This window comes from Actinopolymorpha sp. B17G11, from assembly GCF_040196095.1.
Taxonomy (GTDB): Bacteria; Actinomycetota; Actinomycetes; order Propionibacteriales; family Actinopolymorphaceae; genus Thermasporomyces.
The window spans coordinates 93,619-115,874 of the sequence record NZ_JBEFTW010000014.1 but is presented as its reverse complement, the minus strand read 5'-3'; the positions used below and the strand labels follow the sequence as shown (position 1 = coordinate 115,874).

At 68.7% G+C, this 22,256-nt stretch carries 19 protein-coding genes; 8 read left to right on the top strand and 11 right to left on the bottom strand.

Annotated elements, in window-relative coordinates; all coding sequences use genetic code 11:
• Positions 1-21: 21 nt before the first annotated feature.
• From ABN028_RS16560 to ABN028_RS16525, 8 genes are all read right to left on the bottom strand, one after another.
• Positions 22-288, bottom strand: coding sequence for a DUF1876 domain-containing protein (locus tag ABN028_RS16560; protein ID WP_349328655.1), 267 nt, complete (start codon positions 286-288; stop codon positions 22-24).
• A 660-nt stretch (positions 289-948) separates the two neighbouring features.
• Positions 949-3,510 (bottom strand): Kae1-like domain-containing protein, encoded by a 2,562-nt coding sequence (locus tag ABN028_RS16555; RefSeq protein WP_349697196.1) that lies wholly within the window; start codon positions 3,508-3,510, stop codon positions 949-951.
• Positions 3,507-4,436, bottom strand: coding sequence for a universal stress protein (locus tag ABN028_RS16550; RefSeq protein WP_349697195.1), 930 nt, complete (start codon positions 4,434-4,436; stop codon positions 3,507-3,509). Before ABN028_RS16550 ends, ABN028_RS16555 begins: the two co-directional genes overlap by 4 nt.
• Complete coding sequence (locus ABN028_RS16545; RefSeq protein WP_349328658.1) at positions 4,433-5,365, bottom strand: nitroreductase family protein; 933 nt, start codon at positions 5,363-5,365, stop codon at positions 4,433-4,435. The genes ABN028_RS16550 and ABN028_RS16545 overlap by 4 nt, the downstream gene beginning before the upstream one ends.
• Before the next feature lie 126 nt (positions 5,366-5,491).
• Complete coding sequence (locus ABN028_RS16540) at positions 5,492-6,001, bottom strand: hemerythrin domain-containing protein (RefSeq protein WP_349328659.1); 510 nt, start codon at positions 5,999-6,001, stop codon at positions 5,492-5,494.
• A 222-nt stretch (positions 6,002-6,223) separates the two neighbouring features.
• Positions 6,224-7,081, bottom strand: a complete 858-nt coding sequence (locus tag ABN028_RS16535) for a universal stress protein (RefSeq protein ID WP_349328660.1) — start codon at positions 7,079-7,081, stop codon at positions 6,224-6,226.
• A gap of 162 nt (positions 7,082-7,243) precedes the next feature.
• A complete protein-coding gene (locus ABN028_RS16530; protein WP_349328661.1) occupies positions 7,244-7,909 on the bottom strand; it encodes a response regulator in 666 nt (221 codons plus the stop codon).
• Positions 7,910-7,973: 64 nt separating this feature from the next.
• Positions 7,974-9,017: a universal stress protein gene (locus ABN028_RS16525; RefSeq protein ID WP_349328662.1), complete on the bottom strand. Its 1,044-nt coding sequence runs from the start codon at positions 9,015-9,017 to the stop codon at positions 7,974-7,976.
• 422 nt (positions 9,018-9,439) lie between these two features.
• Between ABN028_RS16525 and ABN028_RS16520 the strand changes: the two genes are divergently transcribed.
• Entirely contained in the window at positions 9,440-9,865 is a 426-nt protein-coding gene (locus ABN028_RS16520; RefSeq protein WP_349328663.1) for a pyridoxamine 5'-phosphate oxidase family protein, read from the top strand.
• A gap of 41 nt (positions 9,866-9,906) precedes the next feature.
• Here the strand turns inward: ABN028_RS16520 and ABN028_RS16515 are convergent, their stop codons facing one another.
• Entirely contained in the window at positions 9,907-10,434 is a 528-nt protein-coding gene (locus tag ABN028_RS16515; protein WP_349697194.1) for a hypothetical protein, read from the bottom strand.
• A 444-nt stretch (positions 10,435-10,878) separates the two neighbouring features.
• Here ABN028_RS16515 and ABN028_RS16510 point away from each other — a divergent pair, with 444 nt between their 5' ends.
• Positions 10,879-12,642 carry a GAF domain-containing sensor histidine kinase gene (locus tag ABN028_RS16510; RefSeq protein ID WP_349697193.1) on the top strand — a complete coding sequence of 588 codons (1,764 nt, stop codon included), beginning with the start codon at positions 10,879-10,881 and terminating at the stop codon, positions 12,640-12,642.
• 77 nt (positions 12,643-12,719) lie between these two features.
• Here the strand turns inward: ABN028_RS16510 and ABN028_RS16505 are convergent, their stop codons facing one another.
• Positions 12,720-13,199, bottom strand: a complete 480-nt coding sequence (locus tag ABN028_RS16505) for a universal stress protein (RefSeq protein ID WP_349328666.1) — start codon at positions 13,197-13,199, stop codon at positions 12,720-12,722.
• A 383-nt stretch (positions 13,200-13,582) separates the two neighbouring features.
• Between ABN028_RS16505 and ABN028_RS16500 the strand changes: the two genes are divergently transcribed.
• From ABN028_RS16500 to ABN028_RS16480, 5 genes are read left to right on the top strand one after another with little or no spacing between them, the layout of a single operon-like run.
• Entirely contained in the window at positions 13,583-15,349 is a 1,767-nt protein-coding gene (locus ABN028_RS16500) for an ABC transporter substrate-binding protein (RefSeq protein ID WP_349328668.1), read from the top strand.
• 40 nt (positions 15,350-15,389) lie between these two features.
• Complete coding sequence (locus tag ABN028_RS16495) at positions 15,390-16,454, top strand: ABC transporter ATP-binding protein (RefSeq protein ID WP_349697192.1); 1,065 nt, start codon at positions 15,390-15,392, stop codon at positions 16,452-16,454.
• A complete protein-coding gene (locus ABN028_RS16490) occupies positions 16,444-17,571 on the top strand; it encodes an ABC transporter ATP-binding protein (protein WP_349697191.1) in 1,128 nt (375 codons plus the stop codon). Before ABN028_RS16495 ends, ABN028_RS16490 begins: the two co-directional genes overlap by 11 nt.
• Entirely contained in the window at positions 17,568-18,497 is a 930-nt protein-coding gene (locus ABN028_RS16485) for an ABC transporter permease (RefSeq protein ID WP_349697190.1), read from the top strand. The genes ABN028_RS16490 and ABN028_RS16485 overlap by 4 nt, the downstream gene beginning before the upstream one ends.
• A complete protein-coding gene (locus ABN028_RS16480) occupies positions 18,497-19,456 on the top strand; it encodes an ABC transporter permease (protein WP_349697189.1) in 960 nt (319 codons plus the stop codon). Before ABN028_RS16485 ends, ABN028_RS16480 begins: the two co-directional genes overlap by 1 nt.
• Positions 19,457-19,697: 241 nt before the next feature.
• Here ABN028_RS16480 and ABN028_RS16475 read toward each other — a convergent pair whose 3' ends face one another.
• Positions 19,698-21,377 carry an ABC transporter substrate-binding protein gene (locus ABN028_RS16475; protein ID WP_349697188.1) on the bottom strand — a complete coding sequence of 560 codons (1,680 nt, stop codon included), beginning with the start codon at positions 21,375-21,377 and terminating at the stop codon, positions 19,698-19,700.
• Between the two features lie 387 nt (positions 21,378-21,764).
• On the opposite strand from ABN028_RS16475, the gene ABN028_RS16470 reads away from it, so the two are divergent.
• Positions 21,765-22,214 carry an NfeD family protein gene (locus ABN028_RS16470; protein WP_349328676.1) on the top strand — a complete coding sequence of 150 codons (450 nt, stop codon included), beginning with the start codon at positions 21,765-21,767 and terminating at the stop codon, positions 22,212-22,214.
• Positions 22,215-22,256: the final 42 nt, after the last annotated feature.

The following is a 22,256-nucleotide window of genomic DNA, read 5'->3' as shown; positions in this document are numbered from 1 at the left end:
GTGCGTGCAAGGCCCACCTGCTCAGTAGTGCAGGTGGGCCGGTTCGGCCGTGACACTCTCGATGTCGTCGGCGGCGGCGTGGAGTAGTTGGTGTGACAGCTCCGACAGTGCCCTCGCGGCTGCCAGCTCGTCACCGATCATGGGCACGTTCCGGTCGCTCGGGTTGAGTCGGGCGGTGCCCTTCCCGGTGCGTGCGGTCCCGTTCGTCACCAGCCGCGCCACCGCACGGGTGCGGTTCTCGTGTTCGTCGATGGAGATCTCGACAGTCCAGGTCTTCGTGGCCGTCATGGTGATCGCCTCGTCCCTTCCTGGTCGACCGTCACGTGACGGGAGCGGGGTGGGCCGGATCGACGGTACGTCGATCCCGGAAAGGGAAGCGGGTGCGGCTCCGGTGTCGAAGCCGCACCCGCTGGCGCTGGTCGCCCCCCAGTGACCGGCGCGCTCCCTGGCACGGTGCCCATGTCCCATGCCACCGGGTATCTGTCCCCGTCACCCGGTGCCATGCCCCCCATCACCAGTGCCCTCCTCATGCCACCGGGCATCTGTCCCCGTCACCCGGTGCCATGCCCCCCATCACCAGTGCCCTCCTCATGCCACCGGGCATCTGTCCCCGTCACCCGGTGCCATGCCCCGTTCCCCCGCTTCAGCTCCCGTCGCGCACCCTGCTGGTCGGTGCCCAGCTGGGAAGTGCCGTCCGTTCAGGCTGTTCGCTGCACGGGGTCGGCACGCGGCTCCGCTCGCTCCTCGTGGACGGGAACCGACATCTCGTGAAGGGCTGCAGATACGTCGTAGTGCGGAACTTCCGGGCATCGACCCCCGAGAAGGACATCGGGAGGCCAGACAGGTTGCGCCTGCCCGGACGTCGCATCGTCGCCATCTGTCATCCCTCCTCGTTCACGTGCCAGCCGACCACGGATGCGCTACCGCCCTTCAGGGGCGACAGGCCCGTCATGGTGGGCCTTTTGCCAGTCGGGCAGCCGCGACCGCTGCCTGCCCGAAGCTGATTCCTCCGTCGTTCGTGGGGATCCGCTCGTTGAGGAAGACGTCGAAGCCCTCAGCCCGAAGCGCGCCGACCACCGACGACGCGAGAAGGCCGTTGGTGAGGCACTCCCCCGAAACGCATACCGTGTGCAGGCCGGACTCCCGTCGGGCGTCGACGCACAATGCCGCCGTCACGGTGGCGAACGTCGCGTGCAGTCCGGCGGCCATCATGCTCGTGGGCGCACCGTCGGCGACTCCGGCAAGAACGGCGGCGAGGGTCGGTACCGGGTCGTACACCCGAAGCCCCGCCGCTGACACGATCCGCCACGGGAGTTCGGGCGCTCCGCCGCGCGCGGACAGCCCCCGCGCCGCGGCCTCGACGGCCACGGAGGGTTCATCGTGATACGTCGCGTCGTCGCGCAGTCCGAGCAGACTCGCCACCGCGGCGATGAGTTGGGCAGCGCTGGACCCTACAGGGCTGGAGCCGCCGGCGTGCAGCATCCTGCGTACCGTGTCGAGCTCTCGGACCGACAGCCGTTTCGTGAAGGTGTGGACGAGCTCGGGCGCGACCTGGGCACCACCCAACTGCTCGCCGGCGAGGAGGTAACCGAGCGCGAGACGAGCCGGACGCCGTACCGCTGCCTCCCCTCCTGGCAACGGTGCGGCGCCGAACCTCCCCACCCGCCGGTAACCGGAGAGATCGGCGATCAGCACCTCGCCGCCCCAGAACGTGCCGTCGTCACCCAGCCCGAGGCCGTCGTACGCCACGCCGATGAACGGACCGTCCAGCTCGTGCTCGGCCGCACACGAGGCGACATGCGCGTGATGGTGCTGGACCGCGATCCGTCGGTCGTCGGGCCACCGAGCCGCGTACTGGCTGGACAGGTAACCGGGGTGGAGGTCGTGCGCGACGATCGTCCCAGTCCCAGTCCCGGTCACGTCACCCGGTTCGGGTCGAGCACGCCCGGGTCCGCCTGGGACCCCGATCTGCGCGAGCCCGTCCTCGAAGACCTGCATCGTCGAAGCGTGGGACAGGTCGCCCTGCCGGCCGCCGATCGTCACCTCGTCATCGATCGCGACGGCGAAGGTGTGTTCGCGCTGGGAGCCGACGGCGAGGACAGGTTGTCCGACACCGTGACGCAGCCTGAACCGGCCGGGGACCTGGCCGCGACCACGACGAACGACGACCGGTCGGCCACCCACGACCGCGCCGACGCTTTCCTCGTGCGGCACCAGGACCGGCAGATCGTGTAGGAGGAACCCGTCCACGAAAGCCGCCAGCCGGGCGAGCGCGTCGGCATCGTCGATCGCACGCGGCTCGTCCGTCCGGTTGCCGCTCGTGATCACCAGCGGGCGGTCGACGTCATGCACCAGCAGGTGCTGCAACGGCGAGAACGGAAGCATCAACCCAAGCCGGTCCGTCCCGGGGTTGGTCCCAGCGGCGAGCGGCACGTTTCCGGGCCGCGCCCTCACCAGCACGGTGGGGCGACCGCTGGAGACCAGCAGCCGTTCCTCGGCAGAGCTCAACCAGGCAAGGGATCTCGCACTGGCCAGGTCGCCAGCTAGCACCGCCAGCGGTCTCGTCCAGCTCCCCTTGGCCGCACGCAGGCGCGCCACCGCCCGGGGCACTGTCGCCGCGCATACCAGCTGGTAGCCCCCTGGGCCCTTCACCGCCACCACACCGCCGGCTTCGATCCGCTCGACCGCTGTGGCGACGGCTTCGTGGCCCCGGGGTTGGTCCGCATCCTCGGCGCCCTCGCGCCAGGTCGGCAGCGGTCCGCAGGCGGGGCAGGCGACGAAGCCGGCCTGGAAGCGTCTGCCCGTGGCCTCGTCGTGGTCGGCCTGGCAGTCACGACACATCTGACCCTGGGTGTCGGCGGACCCGGGCAGCGACGCGGGTCCGCACCTCGCGCAGGATACGAAGGGGTAGCGGTACCTCCGGTCGCGCGGATCGAACATTTCGCGTACGCAGTCGGCACAGACCGGCCGCTCGGGTGCCGCCGCCGGTGGTGCTCCGCTCTGTCGGCGAGGAGCGGGGACGCGTGGGACACCGGTCAGCCGGGACGCGGCGAGACGCAGAGACTCGTCACGGCCGGTGTCCGCTCCGGCCGACAGCACCGGACTCACCACACTCCGGAAACCTGTGCCGGGCTGCGGTCCGTCACCGTTCAGCTCCGCGACCCCGATGGTCGACACCCGCGCCGGCGCGGGCGCGTCGGTCAACAGTCGCCGGTGCAGGTCGGACAGCGCACCCGCCGGTCCGGCCGCGTCGATCAGCACCTGGTCCCCGACCGTACGGACAGTCCCGTCGAGACCAAGCTCTCGAGCCAGCCGGCAGGTGAACGGGTGAAATCCCACGCCGTGCACGATCCCGCCGACCTCCAGCCGGGCATGCCGGCGAGGTTCGCTGCCGTTGGATGCCGCCCTGGATGACTCCTCGCAGGTCCCGCCCGCCTCGCCCGCCGTGCGCGCCTCGTCTGCCGGAGCCCCTCGGTGGCGCGGAGGTGGATGCACCGTGAAACCGCTCATCGCGACCGCACCGCCCCTGCCGGGTTGTGGGCGGCCTCGCGGACGAGGACGACCGGTCCGGCCGACTGGCAGAGCACCTCGTGCCCCACCTCTCCCAACCGTCCGAGGCGCCAGCCGGCCGTCCAGCCATCACCTGGTCCCAGCACCAGGAGGCTCGCCGTCACCGACTCCTTGACGAGGATCTCGGCCGGCTCCCCGTCGACGATCTCGGCAGTCATCGCCACAGACGGGAATGCCGCACGATAGGGCGTGAGGGCGTCGACCATCGCCAGCCAGCGCTCTCCTGTTGCCGCGCCCGGACCGTGACAGTGCAGGAACCGCAACGGAGCACCACGCACCAGAGCCTCGGCGAACACGAAGCCGAGGGTCTCGGGAGCGGGCCCTTCCGCATCCACCCCGACGACGATCGGTGCTCCCGGCGCCGCGTGCCCGCCCCCACGCGCCGGAACGGCGACCACCGGGCTCGACGGCTCCCGGGGACACCCGGCCGCCACCGAGCCGAGGACAGCCTGGGCGACCCGGCCGTGGGAGTGTCGACCCACGACGAGGAGCGCCGCGTCGCCGGCGATGTCGCTCAGCACCGCCACCGTCGCGCCGCACCGCGCGAACATGGCCACGGACAACTCCGGGTACTCAGCCGCCAGCTGGGACGCCACCTGCTCCAGGCAACGCACCGCGCGATGCGCCGCCGCCCCCAACTCGTCGCCGTCAGCCCGGATCGAGCCCGAGGTGCCGGTCCAGCCCGTTCCTCCGGTCGACAACGGACTCCCGTACGACGGCAGGAACGCATGGACCAACCACAACGGAACGCCGCGGATGAGCGCCTCCCTCGCCGCCCAACGCACCGGGGCGTCCAGCGTGGTCGGGCGCGACGCTCCGCCCGGAACGCCCACCACGATCGGCGTCCGAGCCCGTTCTCCGATCATCGACCAGGCCTCCCTGTCGCCGCGGCCTGTGCGGTCGTCCGTCGAGGCGCCCGGGCGATGTCGTGACGTGGGTAGCCGAGCCGCAGGACGATCTGCGGATGGTCGACGCCCATCGGCGTGCCGTGTACCCGTGCCCGCTCGCACAGTGGTTCGGCGGCGGAATCGAGGAAGACTCCGACGACTCCGTACAACAGTGCGGTGAGGAGTACGTGCTCGAGCGCCATGCCGGCGCGTACCCAGTCCGTGCGCGAATTGCCGGGCGTGGTGAGGACGGCCAGCGTGAGCTGCTGTTCGGCGCCCAGTTCGGCGAGCCGGGTTCCCGGCTGGGCGGGAATGAGGTGGTCACGCCCGGAGCGCGCGGTTTCGCCGGCCGACGCTGCTCCCGCAGCCTGTACCTCACCACCGGCAGATACGTCACCACCGGCCTTCGCGACCAGCTGGCGGACCCGCTCGAGCTCGGTCGAGGTGAGCACGCGGAAGTAGCCACCTTCGGCCTCTGCCGCGTCCTCGAGCCGAGTGATCAGCGAGAACGGCAGTCGCCAGTCGCGGTACGGCCCGGGATCGATCGGACGTTCCCGGATCGCGTCGTACAACGTGAGGTCCTCCGGCGCGGGCGGACGCCGGACACCGATGTGGACGACAGCGGCAAGATCGGCGACGGCCGGGGACGGCTGGACCTGGACCCACGCCTCGTGCCCGGCGGCCCGGATCGCGAGCGTCGCGTCGTATGTCGCGGCTCCGCACGAGATCGACCGGACGCGGCCGCTGGGATCGTCGCCTTTCGTGGGACCCTCCTGCCCCCATACCTCGAGGCGGTCATCGGCGAAGGCGAACCGCCACGGCGGGGGCGACTGGATCGGGGGTGTTCGGGAGGCGGCGTCAGTCGCCAGCTGTTCTTCCTGCGCGGTCAGGACATGGCGCCGAGGCATGTCTAGAAGCGTCCTCGGCGGACACGTCGAGCCCCCAGAGTCCCGAGGCTCTTGCCACCGGGGCGAAAGGCCCTCCTCAAGCCACTGCGACAGAGCCCCCCAAGACGTACCTTCCGCCAGTGGTGATCAGGCTTCGTACGCCGGCGACAACGTCGCGTTGTGTGCCACCGCCCGGATCGCCGCTTCGAGCTCCTCCGCATCGCGTCCGTCGAGGTCAGCCTCCAACAGGGGCAGCACAATCTCGTCCTCGACCATGAAGTGCAGGCGAGCGACGGCATAGAGGCCGTAGAGGATGCGCCGCAGGTTGGTCCACGTGCCGTCGTTGTCACCGAGGGGCAACGCGCGTCGTGCCTCGTCCAGCTCCGCCGTCATCCGCGCCAAGCTGACATGCTCGGCCCGGAGGACGTCGACCGGTGTCGATGCCTCGGCCGCAACCTCCAACGCGGGATACAGGATCTCGTCCTCGACAGCAGTGAAGGGCAACAGCTCATGGGTGAGAAATCCGACGGCACACGTAAGTCGATCCCAGAGCTCCAGGACGGACCCGCTCTCCATCTGGTCGGCAGTATGGCGCAAGGCGTCCAAAGAGGCCGCGAACTCCGCATGCTTGCGGCGTAGCTCCATCAGCTGCACCATGGGTTCCTCCTTCGGGACCGGCCTTCGATCACTCTCAGCATCCGCCGTCACCGCACAGGCTTGCCGTGGTCGATGGTCCTGGTACGCCGGGCGATGGTCCTCCCCGAGGCGCCGATGGTCCCGTGTCAGGGCCGGATTGCCGGGTTCGCCAGATACCCCCCGGTCCCGTCCCCGGCTACGCTCCGCGACCGCGGCCGGAGCTGGCTGGGCCCGAGGGAGCCGTCAGGGACGTACAACGGCGACCGGGGAGGTGGCGTGATGCAGCACACCCTGGCTCACCGAGCCGAGCAGGAATCCGGGATGGCCAAGACCGCCTCGGGCGCCTACGACGATCAGGCTCGCCTGCAGCCCTTCCTCGAGGAGACCGTCCACGGCATGGGACGGGCGGATGACCCGCTCGACCGGAACGTCGGGATACTTGTCCTGCCAGCTGGCCACGGCATCGAGCATCGCCGTCGTGGCCCGGTCACGGCAGTCGCCGGCGGGGCCCGGCTCGCGCAGCCGGCCGGGCGGCGGCCGGCGACACCACACCGCCCGCAGCGGCAGCCCGTACCGGCTCGCATGGTCGAACGCGTACTCGAGCACGCGGTCGGACTCCTCGCCACCGTCGATCCCCACCACCACGTGGCCTTCTGGATAGCCCGCCCTGCCGCGGACGACAATCACCGGACAGCACGCCGCGGCGGCGACCGCCGAACTGACCGAGCCCAGGACGGCACCCGTCAGCCGGCCGAGGCCGCGGGTACCCACCACCATGAGATCGGCGCGTGCGGACTCCATGAGCAGCGTGGGGACGCGCTCACCCTCGATCGTCGCGCCGCTGACGGACAGGTCTTCGGCGCGTCCGGCGGTCCTCGCGAGCGCGTCGGCCAGGATCTCGCCCGCCGCGGCCGCCAGCGCGTAGGGGCCGTAGGCCACGGGGACGTCCCACCCGTCCATCGCGGCGGGCCGGCCATAGACGTGGACAAGGCGCAGCGGCGCCCGCCGTGTCCGTGCCTCAGCGAGTCCCCAGCGAATCGCGGCCGCCGTTGCCGGCCCTCCGTCGACGCCCACCGTCACCGGCCGTTGCTGGCCCCCCATGGTGACTCCCCCCGTCCGGACAGCGCTTCAGTCCGAATGCCTGTGAACGCTACGAACGACAGGCGAGGGGATGGCAGGGGCGAAGGATGCCCGGGCGAGGGCCGGACGACCCGGCGCGCCGACGGGAGGGCCCGACGCGCCGATGCGGAGCAGTGGCCGTGCCTACTCAGGCGGACCGAGAGCGCGGTCCTTCCGGCTGCGTTCCACAGCGAACACGGCCGCCTCGGTACGGCGTTCCATGCCAAGCTTGCGCAGCATCCCCGACACGTAGTTCTTCACCGTCTTCTCGGCCAGGAACATCGACTGGGCGATCTGCCGGTTGGTCATGCCGGCCGCGATCAGGTCGAGGATGCGGCGCTCCTGATCGGTGAGCGCGGCATAACGCGGGTCCTCCTGTTCCGGCCCCCTGCGCAGCCGCTCGAGCACGGCGGCGGTCAGTGCCGGATCGACCATCGACTCACCCGTGGCCAACCGGCGTACGGCACCCACCAGGTCGTTGCTGCTCACCTGCTTCAGCAGATAGCCCGCGGCCCCCGCCATGATCGCGTCGAAGAGCGCCTCGTCGTCGGAGAACGACGTGAGCATGAGACATGCCGGCGGCGGGTCCATGGACGACCGGATGTCCCGGCACACCGTCACGCCGTCACCATCTGGCAGGCGCACGTCGAGCACGGCGACGTCGGGACGCAGAGCCGGGACCCGGGCGCGCGCCTGTGACGCGGTCGACGCCTCGCCGACCACCTCGATGTCGTGCTCCTCTTCCAGGAGTTGGCGCAGCCCGACCCGAACCACCTCATGGTCGTCCAAGAGGAAGACCTTGATGGTCATCCGGTACCTCTTTTCTCCGTGTCCACGTCGTACCTCCGCTGCGACCGTTCCGCCGACCGCGTCGTCACCATGGCGCCACCGGGCTGATGGCCGGCAGGTCGTCACCGGGACGACGTGCCTGCGGCAGCCGTGGAGCGCCTTCGGCCGCCGGGTCGGCGGGTCGGACGCCCGTCCTGCGGACGGCGCCCGGCGCTCCCGCGGGCACCATCGTCGCCGGTCTTGGGGCGGCGGGTACGACGGCGATCGGCGCAGTGAGCCGTCGCATCGCACCGTACCCCAATGCCGCACCAAGACTCGCGATCGGCGGAGATTCCACCTGCTCTCCACCACCGCGCGCGATCTTCGGCTGGCGCAGCGGCGCGGAGGTGATCGGCATGCCCACGACGAGCAGCTCGGCATCCCGGGCGAGTGCCGTCAACGGTTCACCGACGTCGAGACCGGTCCCTGCCGTCGTGGCCGCGCCCACCGCCGGCCGACGCCTGTTTCGCTCGTCCATCACCGGTTGGGGAACGGGGCCCTCCCACACGTCCGCGCCCGACCGGGCAGCCTCGGACGTGGCGAACCGCCTCACGTCGGTGGCCGTCTCGCCGGTCACACTGGCAACGACGACTCGGCCTCCCCTTCGCCCCTGGTCACGGCGGCGGCCATTCCCCACACAACGGCGGAACACCCCGGTCCGGGACGGAACAGCCACGACCGGGCAGATCGGCATCGCGTCGGCGCGTGCCCACAGGCTCGCCAGCAGATCGCCGGCCAGCCGCCCATGCGCACGGAATCCGACCACGATGAGCTCGGGTTCGGCGACGGCGTCGGCAAGGACCATTGCTGGTGCTCCGGAGGCCACCCACGCCGTCGCCGCGACACCAGGCACCTCAGCTTTGGCGGTCCGGACCCAGTCCTGCGCCGTACGCCAGGCGCGGTTGCGTTCCGCGCACTCCAGCTCCCGCCCGGTGTGAGCCCTCCCGGGCTGGTAGGCGTGGCAGACGACGAGAGGACACCGGCGGTCCCGGGCCGCGCGTGCCGCCCAGATCACCGCTCCTCGTGCAGACGAACCGTCGTGGACACCGACGACGATCGCTCCCGGAGGCGGAAGCCCGCGACTGCCCATCGACTGCACCTCCTCCGACCGATACGTAGTCCTGGTGCCGTCGGTTCCTCGTACGCTCCTCGAGCGGGCTCGTTCCTCGCCGAGCACCCCGCTCACTCGGTCACCGACCGACACAACGGCCCAGCCGAAAGGCTTTCGTGAGAGAGTTCCCACCAATAGAGACCAAAGTCCCGCCGGCCGAGGCCATTGCGCGGTACCACGCGCGGGACCATCGCGGCGAGCGTTGGTCGCCAGACCTGGCGGGCGGCAGGAGCGTCGCTCGGCACCCGGTCACCGACTCACCTGGCTCCGCCAGGCGCGGCACGCGGTAGTTGGACCTTTTTCTCCCGCCCGGTGACCTTGGTCCCTGCGTTACCAGGACATCGGGGCGCACCGTGGAGAGCGAGATCGCCCGACATTTCTGGCGGTGACGAAGGAGCCGAATGTTCGAAAGCGCAGGGCTCGAGGTCCTCGAGCCCTCAGAGAGTCTCCGGCTGTTGGGTGACGTACCCATCGGCCGGATCGTCTTCACCGACCAGGCGATGCCTGCCGTCCAGCCGGTGAATTTCATCATCGACGGCGACGCCGTGCTCATTCGGACCGCTCCGGGCTCGAAGCTCGATGCCGCCGCCCGCAACGCCATCGTCGCGTTCGAGGTCGACGACATCGACCAGGACAACGAGCGTGGATGGAGTGTCACGGTGATCGGTCACGCTGAGATGGTGACCGACGAGGCGGAACTCGCACGGGTGTCGGGTCTGCCCCTGCGCAGCTGGTCGCCTGATGAGCGGAACCACCTGATCCGGATCCGGATGGAGATCATCCAGGGCCGCCGGATCGTGACCATGCCCGCGCGGCTGGTGCGATAGGCCGCCGACCACCTAGGGGCGTCGGGCTTGCGGGTACGGACTCAGACCAGCCAGCGCCGACCGCGGACGAACGGCTGCGCGGTCCACAGTCTGCCGATACCCCAGATCTCGCCGGCACCCGTGCTGGCCAGCACGACCAGCGCCAGCGGGTACACGAAGGGGAAGCCGCCGAACGGGCTGTCCCAGCCGGTCGCCCAGGCGTACATCGTGAAGGTCACGACGAGGAACGTCCCGACAGCCGCCGAGATCCGTAGCCCGATGCCGAGGGCAATGGCGATGCCCAGCGTCACGACCAGCCCGACCGCGACCACGGCAAGCAGACCCCACGCCACCGTGACCAGCCGGCTGTCCTCGGCGAACGCGTTGGCCGCCTGGAACCCTGCCCAGGCGAAAGCCCCACCAGTTGCCAGCCGAAGACCGGCGAGACCATGAGCCGCCGCGCCGCCGGGCCTGGTCAGCCATCCGATCGACGCACGACGCGACGCCGGAACGAAGACGCGGGTCGCCGAACGCTGCGCCGGTATGTGCGGCGTCGTCGGCATTTCCGCCGGCCGGTCGCGAAGCGACATGTGCCCTCTCCCTGCGAGAGACTCCTTTTCGTACCAGACCACTCTGGGGACCTCGACGTCACCGGCACCGCTGCCAGAGGTCACACGGGATCCGCCGATGGTCCATGAGGACAAGGACCGGCGCCCCAGGACGAACTTGGCATCCGTGCCGGACCCGACGAGATCAACAGGGAGGTATTTGTTCCTAAATGGGATGTTCGGCGAAGTCGTCAGGCCGGACAAGCGCGGGCGAGACGCTTTTCATCTTCGCCATTGCCGCACCTGGTACCGATACCAGAATTAGCGCGATGGTGCCCTGAACTGCGCGAATACGTTCATGGGACAGCACCGGGAACCTTTCTGTGCAATGGAAACCTGGGGTGCCCCAATTGGGCGTAGGTTTACGCACCGCGATCCTGCGGCGTGGTCTAGCCTGATGGTTGATTTAAGTCGTAGGAGGCTCCCATGGACTCCGACTCCTCGCCGGGTCCTGACCCCAGGGAGGCCCGGACCCTGCACGACCTGGTGCTGCCCGACCTGAGCCGGCTTCGCCTCGAGACGTTGTTGCGCGAGCTGGTCGATCGGGCTGACCAGTTGGTCGAGAATGAACGCCGCGTGCACCGGCTGCTCGACGCCGTGGTCTCGGTGTCGAGCAACCTCGCCTTGCCTGAGGTTCTCCACCGCATCGTGCGGTCCGCCTGCGATCTGGTCGGCGCCCAGTACGGAGCAATCGGGGTCATCGGCCCGGACCGGACGCTCATCGAGTTCACCACCACGGGAATCAGCGAGCAGAAGCGCGAGGAGATCGGCCATCTGCCGACCGGCAAGGGAATACTCGGCCTGCTGATCAACGAGCCGCATCCCTTGCGGCTGCACGACCTCACCCACCATCCCCATTCGTCGGGGTTCCCCGCGAACCATCCGCCGATGCGCTCGTTTCTCGGCGTACCAGTCCTCGTCCGCGGCGAGGCGTTCGGCAACCTCTACCTGACAGAGAAGCAGGGTGGCGGCGACTTCACCGACGAGGATGAGGAAGTCGTCATCGCGCTCGCCGCCGCGGCCGGCATCGCGATCGAGAACGCGCGGCTCTACGACGTGTCCCGGCGCCGCGAGAGCTGGCTTCTCGCCTCGACCGAGATCACCGCCCAGCTGCTGAGCGGCGCCTCACCCGGCGAGACGCTCGACCTGATCGTCGAGCGTGCCCGGGCGGTCGCGGGCGCGGAGTTGGCCATGCTCGCGCTCGTCGACGAGCAGGGCGGCGACCTCGTCCTGGAAGCCGTTGCCGGACCACAGGCGGAGCGCCTCCGCAAGGAACGGGTGCAGACGGTAGGGACCCCGATCGGCGACGTCATGCGCACCAGCCGGCCCTACGTCTTCGACGGAGATGCCGCCGCCTTCGGCTGGGACCATGACGGCGGCCGGGCATCCCAGCTCAAGGGCGGCTCCATGCTGCTCGTCCCACTGGCCTCAGGGCCGCACATGCTGGGCGTCCTGATCGTGACCCGGCCCGACATCCAGGGCGCGTTCGACCCGTCCGACATGCACATGGTCACGACGTTCGCCGGCCACGCCGCCCTTGCACTCGAGTTCGCCCGCGCACAGGAGGACCGGGGCAGGCTCGCCGTCTTCGAAGACCGCGACCGGATCGCCCGCGACCTGCACGACCACGTGATCCAGCGACTCTTCGCCGTCGGGCTCGGCCTGCAGGGCATTTCCCGCCAGGTCGTACGCGTCGACCTGGCCGACCGGGTGAGCGGATACGTGCGCGACCTCGACACGACCATCCAGGAGATCCGGCGGACCATCTTCTCGCTCCAGGAACGCGCCGGTGACCGCCGCAGTCTCCGCGGGCAGGTGCTGGAGATCGCCCAGGACGCCGCGACGTCGCTGGGCTTCGAGCCGCGGGTTGCCCTCGAGGGCCCACTCGACTCTGCGGTTCCCGACCCGATGCGCCCGGAAGTGCTGGCGACCCTGCGCGAGGCGCTCACCAACGTCGTTCGGCATGCGCACGCCAGCCACGCTGACGTGCTGATCCGAGCGGACGTCCTGCACCGGGTCTTCCAACTGCATGTGACCGACAACGGTGTCGGTGTGCCCACCGACCCGCCGCGCCGGAGCGGCCTCACGAACATGACAGAGCGTGCGAACCGACTCGGTGGTTATCTCACCATCGAGCCTCGCCCGCAGGGTGGCACCGTCCTGGTGTGGCAGGTTCCGCTGGAACCGTGAACACGGCCAACGGGCACCTCCGCGGATACGACTCACTTCCGCTGATACGACTGGAGCCGTGAGTAGCCCGGTCCGACCTACGCCGGTCGCCGGCGGGGCGGCGGGATGAGCACGACCGGGCAGTTCGCGCTCCGTGCGCATTCCTGTGCCACGTCGCCGAGCAGTAGACCTCGGTGGCGACCGGTCCCCTCCGCCCCGAGCACGAGCAGGTCCGCCCCCCGTGACACCTCGATCAACACCTGGTCGGGGCTTCCGTCACCCACCCGGCCGACCACGTCGATCTTCTGTTCCTGCAGGGCCGTCACCTGCTGCCAGAGCAGGCCCACCGTGTCCCTCAACGCCAGCGCGCCGTAGCGGCGGGAGTCGACGGTCATCACCGAGCCTTCAGGCTGTCGTACGTGCAGCAGCACCAGCTGGGCGCCGCGCCGGCGCGCCTCATCGGCCGCCCACTGGACCGCGGCATCTGAGGACTCCGATCCGTCGATCCCGACGACGATCGTCGCGCGTCGCGCTTCAGTGCCCCTGGATGACTCGCGAGTCATGGTCGCCTCAGACATGTCGTCAGGTCCTCCCACGAGGGACCATCGTTGGTGATACGTCTCTAATCTCCCGCACGCTCCGCTCCACCGCGAGTGACGAAGTACCTGCACGCCGAAGCCGATGGTCGTCCGTCCCACGGAGTTCGTCCGGTCCGCCGGCAATGGCGGAGTCCGACCAGAGTGTGCCGAGAATGCCAGGGCAGAACGGCAAATTCCGGCCGACAGGATCGTAGGTCCGAATTTCCTCCCCAGCGGTTCGAGCGCCGGGCGATGGCGTGGGTATAACCAGGATCGCGGGTGCACGTAATGCGTTGACGGAGGTGACCTGGCCCATGCTGTCGTCGAAAAGACTCTCAGATCCAACAGGCCGGGGCGCTCAGGGATTTCACTGGTGCCGAAGAGTGCTGGCGGGACTCTGCGTTCTGTTGCTGCTCGCTGCGTGCACCCGAGGGACGACTCCGTCGGTCAACGGAAACAGACCCGGCCAACCCGAGCGGGGCGGCACCCTGAACATGCTGGGGTCGGGGGATGTCGACTACATGGACCCCAACGTCAGCTACTACTCGATCGGCTATCTCGGTCTACGGATGTGGAGCCGACAGTTCTTCACCTATCCGGCGAAGGAAGGCCGGTCCACGTCGGCGGTTCCGGACCTTGCCACAACCCTGCCGAGCAAGGCGAACGGCGGCATCAGCGGCGACGGGAGGACCTACACCATCACCATCCGCGACGGCGCCAAGTGGAACACCGACCCGCAGCGGCAGGTGACCGCCGCCGATGCCGTACGCGGACTGAAGCGCACCTGCAACCCGATTCAGCCGTTCGGAGGAATACCGAACTTCAGAGACCTGATCGTCGGTTACGCGGCATTCTGCGATGGATTAGCCCGGGTACCGCAGAATGCCAAAGCCATTTCCGACTACATCAACAAGAATGACATTTCCGGCGTCACGGCAAAGGCCGAGCGCACAATTGTCTTCACGCTCACCCATCCAGCGACCTATTTCGTCGACATGCTCACGCTTCCCGCCTTCTCGCCGGCTCCGGTCGAATTCCTGCGGTATGCACCGGCCAGCCGGCAGTTGGCCCAGAACACCATCTCCAACGGGCCGTACCAGATCACGTCCTACACCCCGACCAAGCGGATCGAGTTCGAACGCAATCCGGCGTGGGATCCAGCCTCCGACCCCGTCCGCAAGGCCTATGTCGACCAGATAGTGGTCGACCAGACCGTGAGTCAGGAGTCCACCCAGCAACAACTGCAGACCGCCAGCGCCGGCGCGGACATGGAGTGGGACAACTACCCGCCGCCGTCAGCCCTGCCGGGACTCATCGCGAGGCAGGACCCCAACCTGCACCTGGGACCCACCGGCTCGACAAACCCGTACCTCGTCTTCAACACCCTCTCCCCCAACAACGGCAAGGCCCTCACCAAGCCCGTGGTCCGCCAGGCGATCGCGTACGCCATCCATCGGGGCAACCTCATCCAGGCCCTCGGCGGACCGAAGGTCAACAGGCCACTCACGCACGTCTTACCGTCGACAATCCTGGGGAGTACGAACTTCAACCTCTATCCGTACAACCCGGGCAACACCAGAAAGCTGTTCGAGAAGGCCAAGGTCCCACCGGGGATCACCCTGAAGATGCTGTACCGCAACGAGTCCGAGGGAGGCCGCAAGGTCTTCGCGACCCTCCAGCAGAATCTTCAGGAGGTCGGGATCCGCCTCGTCGGCGTCGCCGTGCCCAACGCCGACTTCTACACGAAGTACGTTCAGGTGCCGACGGTCGCACGGCGCGGCGTGTGGGACATCGCGCTCGCCAGCTGGGGACCGGACTGGTACGGCAACGCCGCACTGTCGTTCTTCGGGCCGCTGTTCGCCGGCGCCACGTCGTACCCGCCGACGGGCAGCAACTTCGGCTTCTACACCAGCAAGGCGACCAACCGGTTGGTCCAGCTGGCGGCCACCGCCACGACACCCGAGGCGGCGGCACAGCTGTGGGCGCAGGCGGATCGTCAGGTGATGAAGGAAGCTCCGGTCTATCCGATCACCAATCCACTGCAGCCCAACTACCACGCCTCCCAGGTGCGCAACGCGGTCTACATCCCGGCCCTGCAGAACTTCGACCCGACGAACGTCTGGCTGGAGCCGGGCAGGCGAGGTGGTTGACCCCGCTCCGCACCGCGAGGGTGTCGGTCCACTCCTTGCGGTGACGGACCTGCGGGTGGCGTTCCGTACCTCCGACGGGGTGCTCCACGCCGTGCGCGGGATCTCCTTCGACGTCGCCGCCGGACAGACGCTCGCGATCGTGGGCGAGTCGGGATCGGGGAAGAGTGTCGCGACCCAGGCCCTCGTCGGGCTCACTCGTGGCGCCGAGGTCAGTGGGCGGGCACTGTTCGCGGGAAGAGACATGGCGACGCGCGAGGATCGGTTGACAGCGGGCGACGGCGATCAGGGTGCCGGCAGGGACCTTCTGGCGATGGGCAAGGATGAGCTGCGGGATGTCCGGGGAGCCGAGATCGGCATGATCTTCCAGGACTCCCAGTCCAGCCTGCATCCGTACTATCGGGTCGGCTGGCAGATCGCGGAGATGGTCCGCGCACACGACCGGTCGGTGTCGCGGGCGGACGCACGCGAGCGCGCGATCCATCTGCTCGCCCGGGTAGGGATCCCCCGACCCGAACGACGGGTCGACGACTTCCCGCACCAGTTCTCCGGCGGCATGCGGCAGCGGGTCATGATCGCGATGGCCATGGCGCTCGGACCCGTCCTGCTCATCGCCGACGAACCCACCACGGCCCTGGACGTCACCGTGCAGGCACAGGTCCTGGAGGTGATCGCCGGACTGCGGCGCGAGTCCGGTATGGCGGTCCTCCTCATCACCCACGATCTCGGCGTCGTGGCCGAGGTCGCCGACGAGATCGTCGTGATGTACGCCGGTGCGGTCTTGGAGCGCGCGGGCCGAAGGGATCTGTTCTACCGGTTCCACCACCCCTACACCGAGGGGCTGTTGAACTCGCTGCCCTCCGACCAGGCCGTACACCGGCGGCTGCGGCCGATCCCCGGCACGCCGCCGAGCCTGATCCAGATACCGGGAGGGTGCCCGTTCCATCCCCGTTGTCCGTACGTCTTCGACCGCTGTCGTACCGACGTCCCTCCGCTGCGCCCGGTCTACGGCGTGGACGCCCACCGGTCCGCGTGCTGGTTGCCTGTCGACGAGGCCGCAAGAGTCGCCGCCCGGTCAGACCTGGAGAGCAGCGGCCATGGCAACTGACGGCCAACCGCCGCTCACGGACACACCGGCGCCAGCGAGCGATGCCGACGCCCTGCTGCGGTTGGAGAACGTCGTGAAGTGGTTTCCCCTGCGGTCGGACCGGTTCCTACGCCGGAGCACTGACCATGTGCAGGCGGTCGACGGCGTGAGCGTCTCGGTCCGACCCGGCGAGACCCTCGGCCTGGTCGGAGAGACCGGGTGCGGCAAGTCCACGCTCGCCCGCTGCATGGCCCGGCTGTACGACGTCACGTCGGGGCGGGTGGTCTTCGACGGCGACGAGATCACCACGATGGCGCGCCGAGATGTCCGCCGGCTGCGTCGGGAGATGCAGCTGGTCTTCCAGGATCCCTACGGTTCGCTCAACCCGAGGCGCCGGGTCGGCTCCATCATCGGCGACCCGTTCGCGATCCACCGGGTTGCGCGAGGGGCCGAACGCCGGCGCCGGGTCAGGGAGCTGATGAGGCTCGTGGGGCTCAACCCAGAGCACTACAACCGGTTCCCCGCGGAGTTCTCTGGTGGACAACGGCAGCGGATCGGGGTCGCCCGCGCCCTCGCTCTGCGGCCGAAGTTGCTCATCTGCGACGAACCCGTCTCTGCGCTCGACGTCTCGATCCAGGCGCAGATCATCAACCTGCTCGCCGACCTGCAGGCCGAACTCGCCCTCACCTACGTCTTCATCGCCCACGATCTCGCCGTCGTACGCCATGTCAGCGACCGGATCGCGGTGATGTACCTGGGCAGGATCGTCGAGATCGCCGACGCCGAGGGCTTGCACGCGCGGCCCCGGCATCCGTACACCGCGGCCCTGCTGTCGGCGGTGCCTGTGCCCGATCCTGACCTGGCCGACCGGCGGGAGCGGGTGATCCTGCGGGGCGACGTGCCCTCGCCGATCAACCCGCCGACCGGGTGCAGGTTCCACCCGCGTTGCCCCAAGGCGCGGGACCTCTGCGTGACCGAAGTGCCAGCGCTCATCCGCCGGGCCGGTGACCCGGCCAGCCACCTCACCGCCTGCCACTACCCGGTCGAGGCTGGGGAGCGGCTTGCGGCCGAGCGACCCCGACTCGCGGCCGAGCACACCGAATGGCGTGGCGACCCGAACGGTGGAGGTCCACCGTGACCGTCCCGGGTCAGCTCGACTTCGAGCTCGACGCGAACGAGCCCGCGGGCACGATCCAGGCCCGCAACCCGTGGCGGCTCGCGTGGGAGCGGCTGCGCCGGGACCGGGTGGCGATCGGGTCCGCCGTGGTCATCGTGCTCATCGTGGCGGTCGCGGCCGGAGCCCCCGTGTTCGCCCTGCTCACCGGGCACGGCGTCGACACGCAGTACCGGACGACCGGGCTCACGCCCGACGGACTGCCCACGCCGCCGAGCCGCGAGTTCTGGCTGGGAACCGACGATCTCGGGCGTGACCTCGTGGTCCGGATCGCGTACGGCGCCCGCATCTCGCTGCTCGTCGGCGTGGTCGCGACCCTGCTCACCGTGGCGACCGGCGTCGTGGTCGGGCTGGCGGCCGGCTACTTCGGCGGGGTCGTCGACACCGTGCTCGCCCGGCTGGTCGACGTGGTGCTGTCGTTCCCGTTCCTGCTCTTCGCGATCTCCCTGGTGTCGCTCACCGGGCCGAGCCTCGCCGTCGCTGTCCTGGCGATCAGCGCGTTCAGCTGGGCCGCGGTCGCGCGCATCGTGAGGGGCCAGGTGCTGTCCGTCCGCGAGCGGGAGTTCGTCGAGGCGGCGCGTTCGCTGGGGGCGAGCGACTGGCGGATCATCTTCGTCGACGTCCTGCCGAACGTCCTCGCGCCGATCATCGTCTACACCACCCTGCTCGTCCCGACCGTCATCGTGGTCGAGGCCACGCTGTCGTTCCTCGGTCTCGGCGTACCACCCCCGACCCCGACCTGGGGCGGCATGCTGAGCGACGCCGTGAACTACTACCAGGTGGCGTGGTGGTACATCGTCTTCCCAGGTGCCGCGCTCGTCCTCACCACTTTGGCGTTCAACCTGCTGGGGGACGGTGTCCGTGACGCCTTCGGGGGGACGGACCGCTGATGACGCGGTTCCTGGTGCGGCGCATCTCCCACGGCGTACTCGTCCTGGTGCTCATCACCATGATGGTCTTCGCCCTCTTCTACGTCGCGCCCAACAACGTCGCGCGGACACTGGCTGGTCGGCAGGCGACTCCTGAGACCATCGCCCTGATCGAGCGGCGTCTCGGCCTCGACCAGCCCGTGTGGCGGCAGTACCTCGACTTCTGCTGGAACGCCCTGCACGGCGACCTCGGCTTCGACTACTACCACCAGGTCCCGGTCACCACGATCATCGCGCAGGCCCTACCTGCCACCCTGTCCCTGGCGCTCGGTGCGGCCGTCATCTGGATCCTGCTCGGCGTGGTCGGCGGTGTCCTGGCGGCCGTGCGCGCGCGATCGTGGGTCGACCGGGCGATCACCGGGTCCGCGCTCTTCTTCTACTCGATGCCGACGTTCCTGCTCGGGCTGCTGTTGCTCTTCGTCTGCTACTACGAGCTGACACTCGCGGGTCTCACGATCTTTCCGCCAGGCGGCTACTTTCCGTTCACCGAGAACCCGCTGGAATGGATGCGGCATCTGGTCCTGCCCTGGCTCACACTCGCGCTTGTCCTCGCCGCCACCTACACCCGGCTCACCCGCGGCTCGATGCTCGACGTCATGGACGAGGACTACATCAGAACCGCGCGGTCCAAGGGACTTCGCGAGCATCGGGTCATCTACCGACACGGGCTGCGCAGCGCGCTCACGCCGGTCGTCACGCAGTTCGGGATCGATCTCGGCCAGCTTGTCGGCGGCGTCATCGTCACCGAGACGGTGTTCAGCATCGACGGCCTCGGCAAGACCGCCATCGACGCGATCACCCAACAGGATCTACCGGTCATCATCGGGATCGTGATGTTCGCGGCGGTGGCGGTGGTCGTCGCCAACGTTCTGGTCGACCTCGCCTACGCCGTCCTCGACCCGCGGGTACGCCTGCACTGACCTCGACACCTGTTGTGCTCCGCGCTCGCGCGTGCCCCGACCATCCCGTGATCATGATCGTGATCATGAAGGATTCGCGGACCGATAGCCCCGTTTCCCTTCCTGGCCCGGATCCACTTCATGATCATGCGATGGGGCGACCAAGGTCCCGTGATCATGAAAGAGAACAGAACTGTGAAGCCAAAGAGGGCCATACGTCCGGCGAACCTTCGTGATCACGATCATGATCACCAGGATTTGGTCAGGCGTCGAGGGCGGGACGGATCTTCTGCTCGTACCAGGAGCGGAAGACGCCGTCGTAGAACTCCGGCGCGTTCTGCTGCCAGAACGCGTCGTGTGCCTCGTAGTACTTGCGCGCACCGGCCGTGAACTCCTCGTCCGCGATACTCGAGGTGAAGCTCTTCGCCTGGGTGTTGCGGACACTCTCCGTACGCAACAGGTCGGCAGCGATGTCGACGTCGCCTCGTTCGTACCACCACTTCGAGAAGGCGTCGTCGACGGCTTCGGACGTCGGCCCGACCTGTTCCTCGACGGGGATGTACCACGCCGTGTTCGGCATCAGCTCGTGGTCGCCGGCCGCCCGGACCGCCTCCATGAACTCCGTGCCCCACGCCTCCTCCGGCGAGCCTGGCATCCCGTCGAGTGTGTCCTTCAACACCGGCGTGATCTTGTCGAAGTTGTAGACCTGCTTGAGATCGTTGGTCTCTTCGTACAGCATGTTCTTCTGCTTGACGAAGCCTTCGCCGATCATGTACACGTGCAGGTCGAAGATGGCCGACAGCTCGTCGTCGTCGAGGTCCGGGCTGAACGACACCGCGTCGATCTGGCCCTGGGACAGGTCCGGGCGGTAACCGTTGCGGCCCGTCGGCGGCGGTGCCCAGCCGACGACGTCCTCCAGTGGCTTGTCGAGCTTCTTCGCCAACGCCATGTGGGTCGTGTCGGCGGTCGGTTCGGCCGTGTAGAAGACGACGGTGTTCATGTGCATGCAGGCGTCACCACGGACGAAAGCGTTCCAGATCTCGCCGTCGCCGAAGGTGACGTCGGCCATCACCGACTCGTCCTCGAACCGCATGTCGCGCATCTCACCGATGATCCGCGCCCAGTGGTCGACGTTCGACGAATAGTCCCATGTCCAGTTCCACGGCGTCTCTGGCGCGGGAATCTCCGACAGCAGACCAAGCCCTTCCGCGGAGACACCACCCTGCAGCCCCCAGCTCTGCAGCGCGATGCCCTTACGTTTGCCCTCGGTCATGCCCTTGGCCAGCTCGCGGACGTCGGCCCAGGTCCATCCCGGCGCGGGCATCTTCAGACCCAGCTCGTTGACCAGGTCCTTGCGATAGTGGATGCCGACGCCGACGTTGTACGACGAAGGGGCTGCGTAGTAGCTGCCGTTGACGGTCCAGATCTTCTCCCAGATCGGCCGGGCATAGTCGGCGAGCCGCGGCAACAGCTTGCTCTCGTCGACGTGCTCGGTGACGTCGGCGGCAAGGCCCTGCAGGAAGGCAGACCGGATACCCGCCGCGTCCCAGCTCCCGATCACGTTGCTGACGAAAGCCGCCGGCGCCGTCCCACCGGTCAGGGCGGTGGTGATGGCTTCCTGGTCCCAGACGTTGACGCTCACCTTCTTGAACTGCACGCCAGGGTTCTTCTTGAGCCACGCCTGCAGTGATTCGGCGTAGGCAAGGCTGCCGATCGAGGCCTTCTGCTCCTTCTTCGTCGGCATCGGGCCGTAGGGCCCGTCCGCACTGACGTTCAGGGTCACGTCGCTCGATGACCCGCCGGGCCCGTCGCTGTTGCAGGCGCTGAGCACCGCGCCGCCGCCGAGCAACGCGCCGGCAGCACCGACGGCCTTGAGAAAGTTGCGCCGGGACGTGAATCCCGACCAGCTCGTCGCCGCACTCTCTGGCCCTGACTCGCCCATGGACTCACTCCTTCGCAGGAAACCTCACCGAAGGTGAGGAATCGTCCTCAGCTGTCCGGGATGGACACGACCACGCCGAAGGGGAAAGGTCCCCGATTGTCTTGGAGGTCACGCCTGTCACCGATGCACCCGGACGGTACCAGTTGGACCAGGCTCGTTCCATACCACGCATGACCAGTGCCGGTCGTCGCATCCGAAGCCGTACGAAGCGAACCCGCGGTCATCATCGGGCGTGGACCGAGAAGGTCCGACGGCATCGCCTCGGAACTGATCCGGCCTGCCCCGGTTCCGGTCGATTCCCCCCATCTGCGCAGGCCCGTTCCTGCTCCCCGAGGCCAGTTCTTGACTACGGTCGTGAGTGGGGCACGCCCGCAGAGCAGGTGAGCTATGGATGCGTGGATCGTCTGGTTGGTCATCGCGCTGCTGCTCGGAGTCGCCGAGCTTCGCAGCCTCACCCTCTATCCCGCTATGGGCGCTGGAGCCGCCCTCACGACCATGATGGTGGCGGCGTTCGGTGCCTCGGCACCGTTCCAATTGGTCGCGTTCACGGTGAGTGCGCTGCTGCTTGTCGTATTCGTACGCCCGCTCGGACAGCACGCACTCCGCAAGGCTCCCCTCATTCGCTCCGGGGCGGCCGCACTGGTCGGCAAGGAGGCCCTGGTCCTGCACGAGATCACCCGGCACGCCGGACGGGTGCGAATCGGGGGCGAGGAGTGGACCGCCCGTCCGTACGACTCGTCCCTCGTCATCCCGGAAGGGACCACTGTCGAGATCTTCGCGATCGAGGGGGCCACCGCCCTCGTCCACCCGAACGAAGAGACCGTCCTCGACCAGTGACCAGCTTGCCTCTGACCCTGCTGGACGCAGGACGGTCCAGCC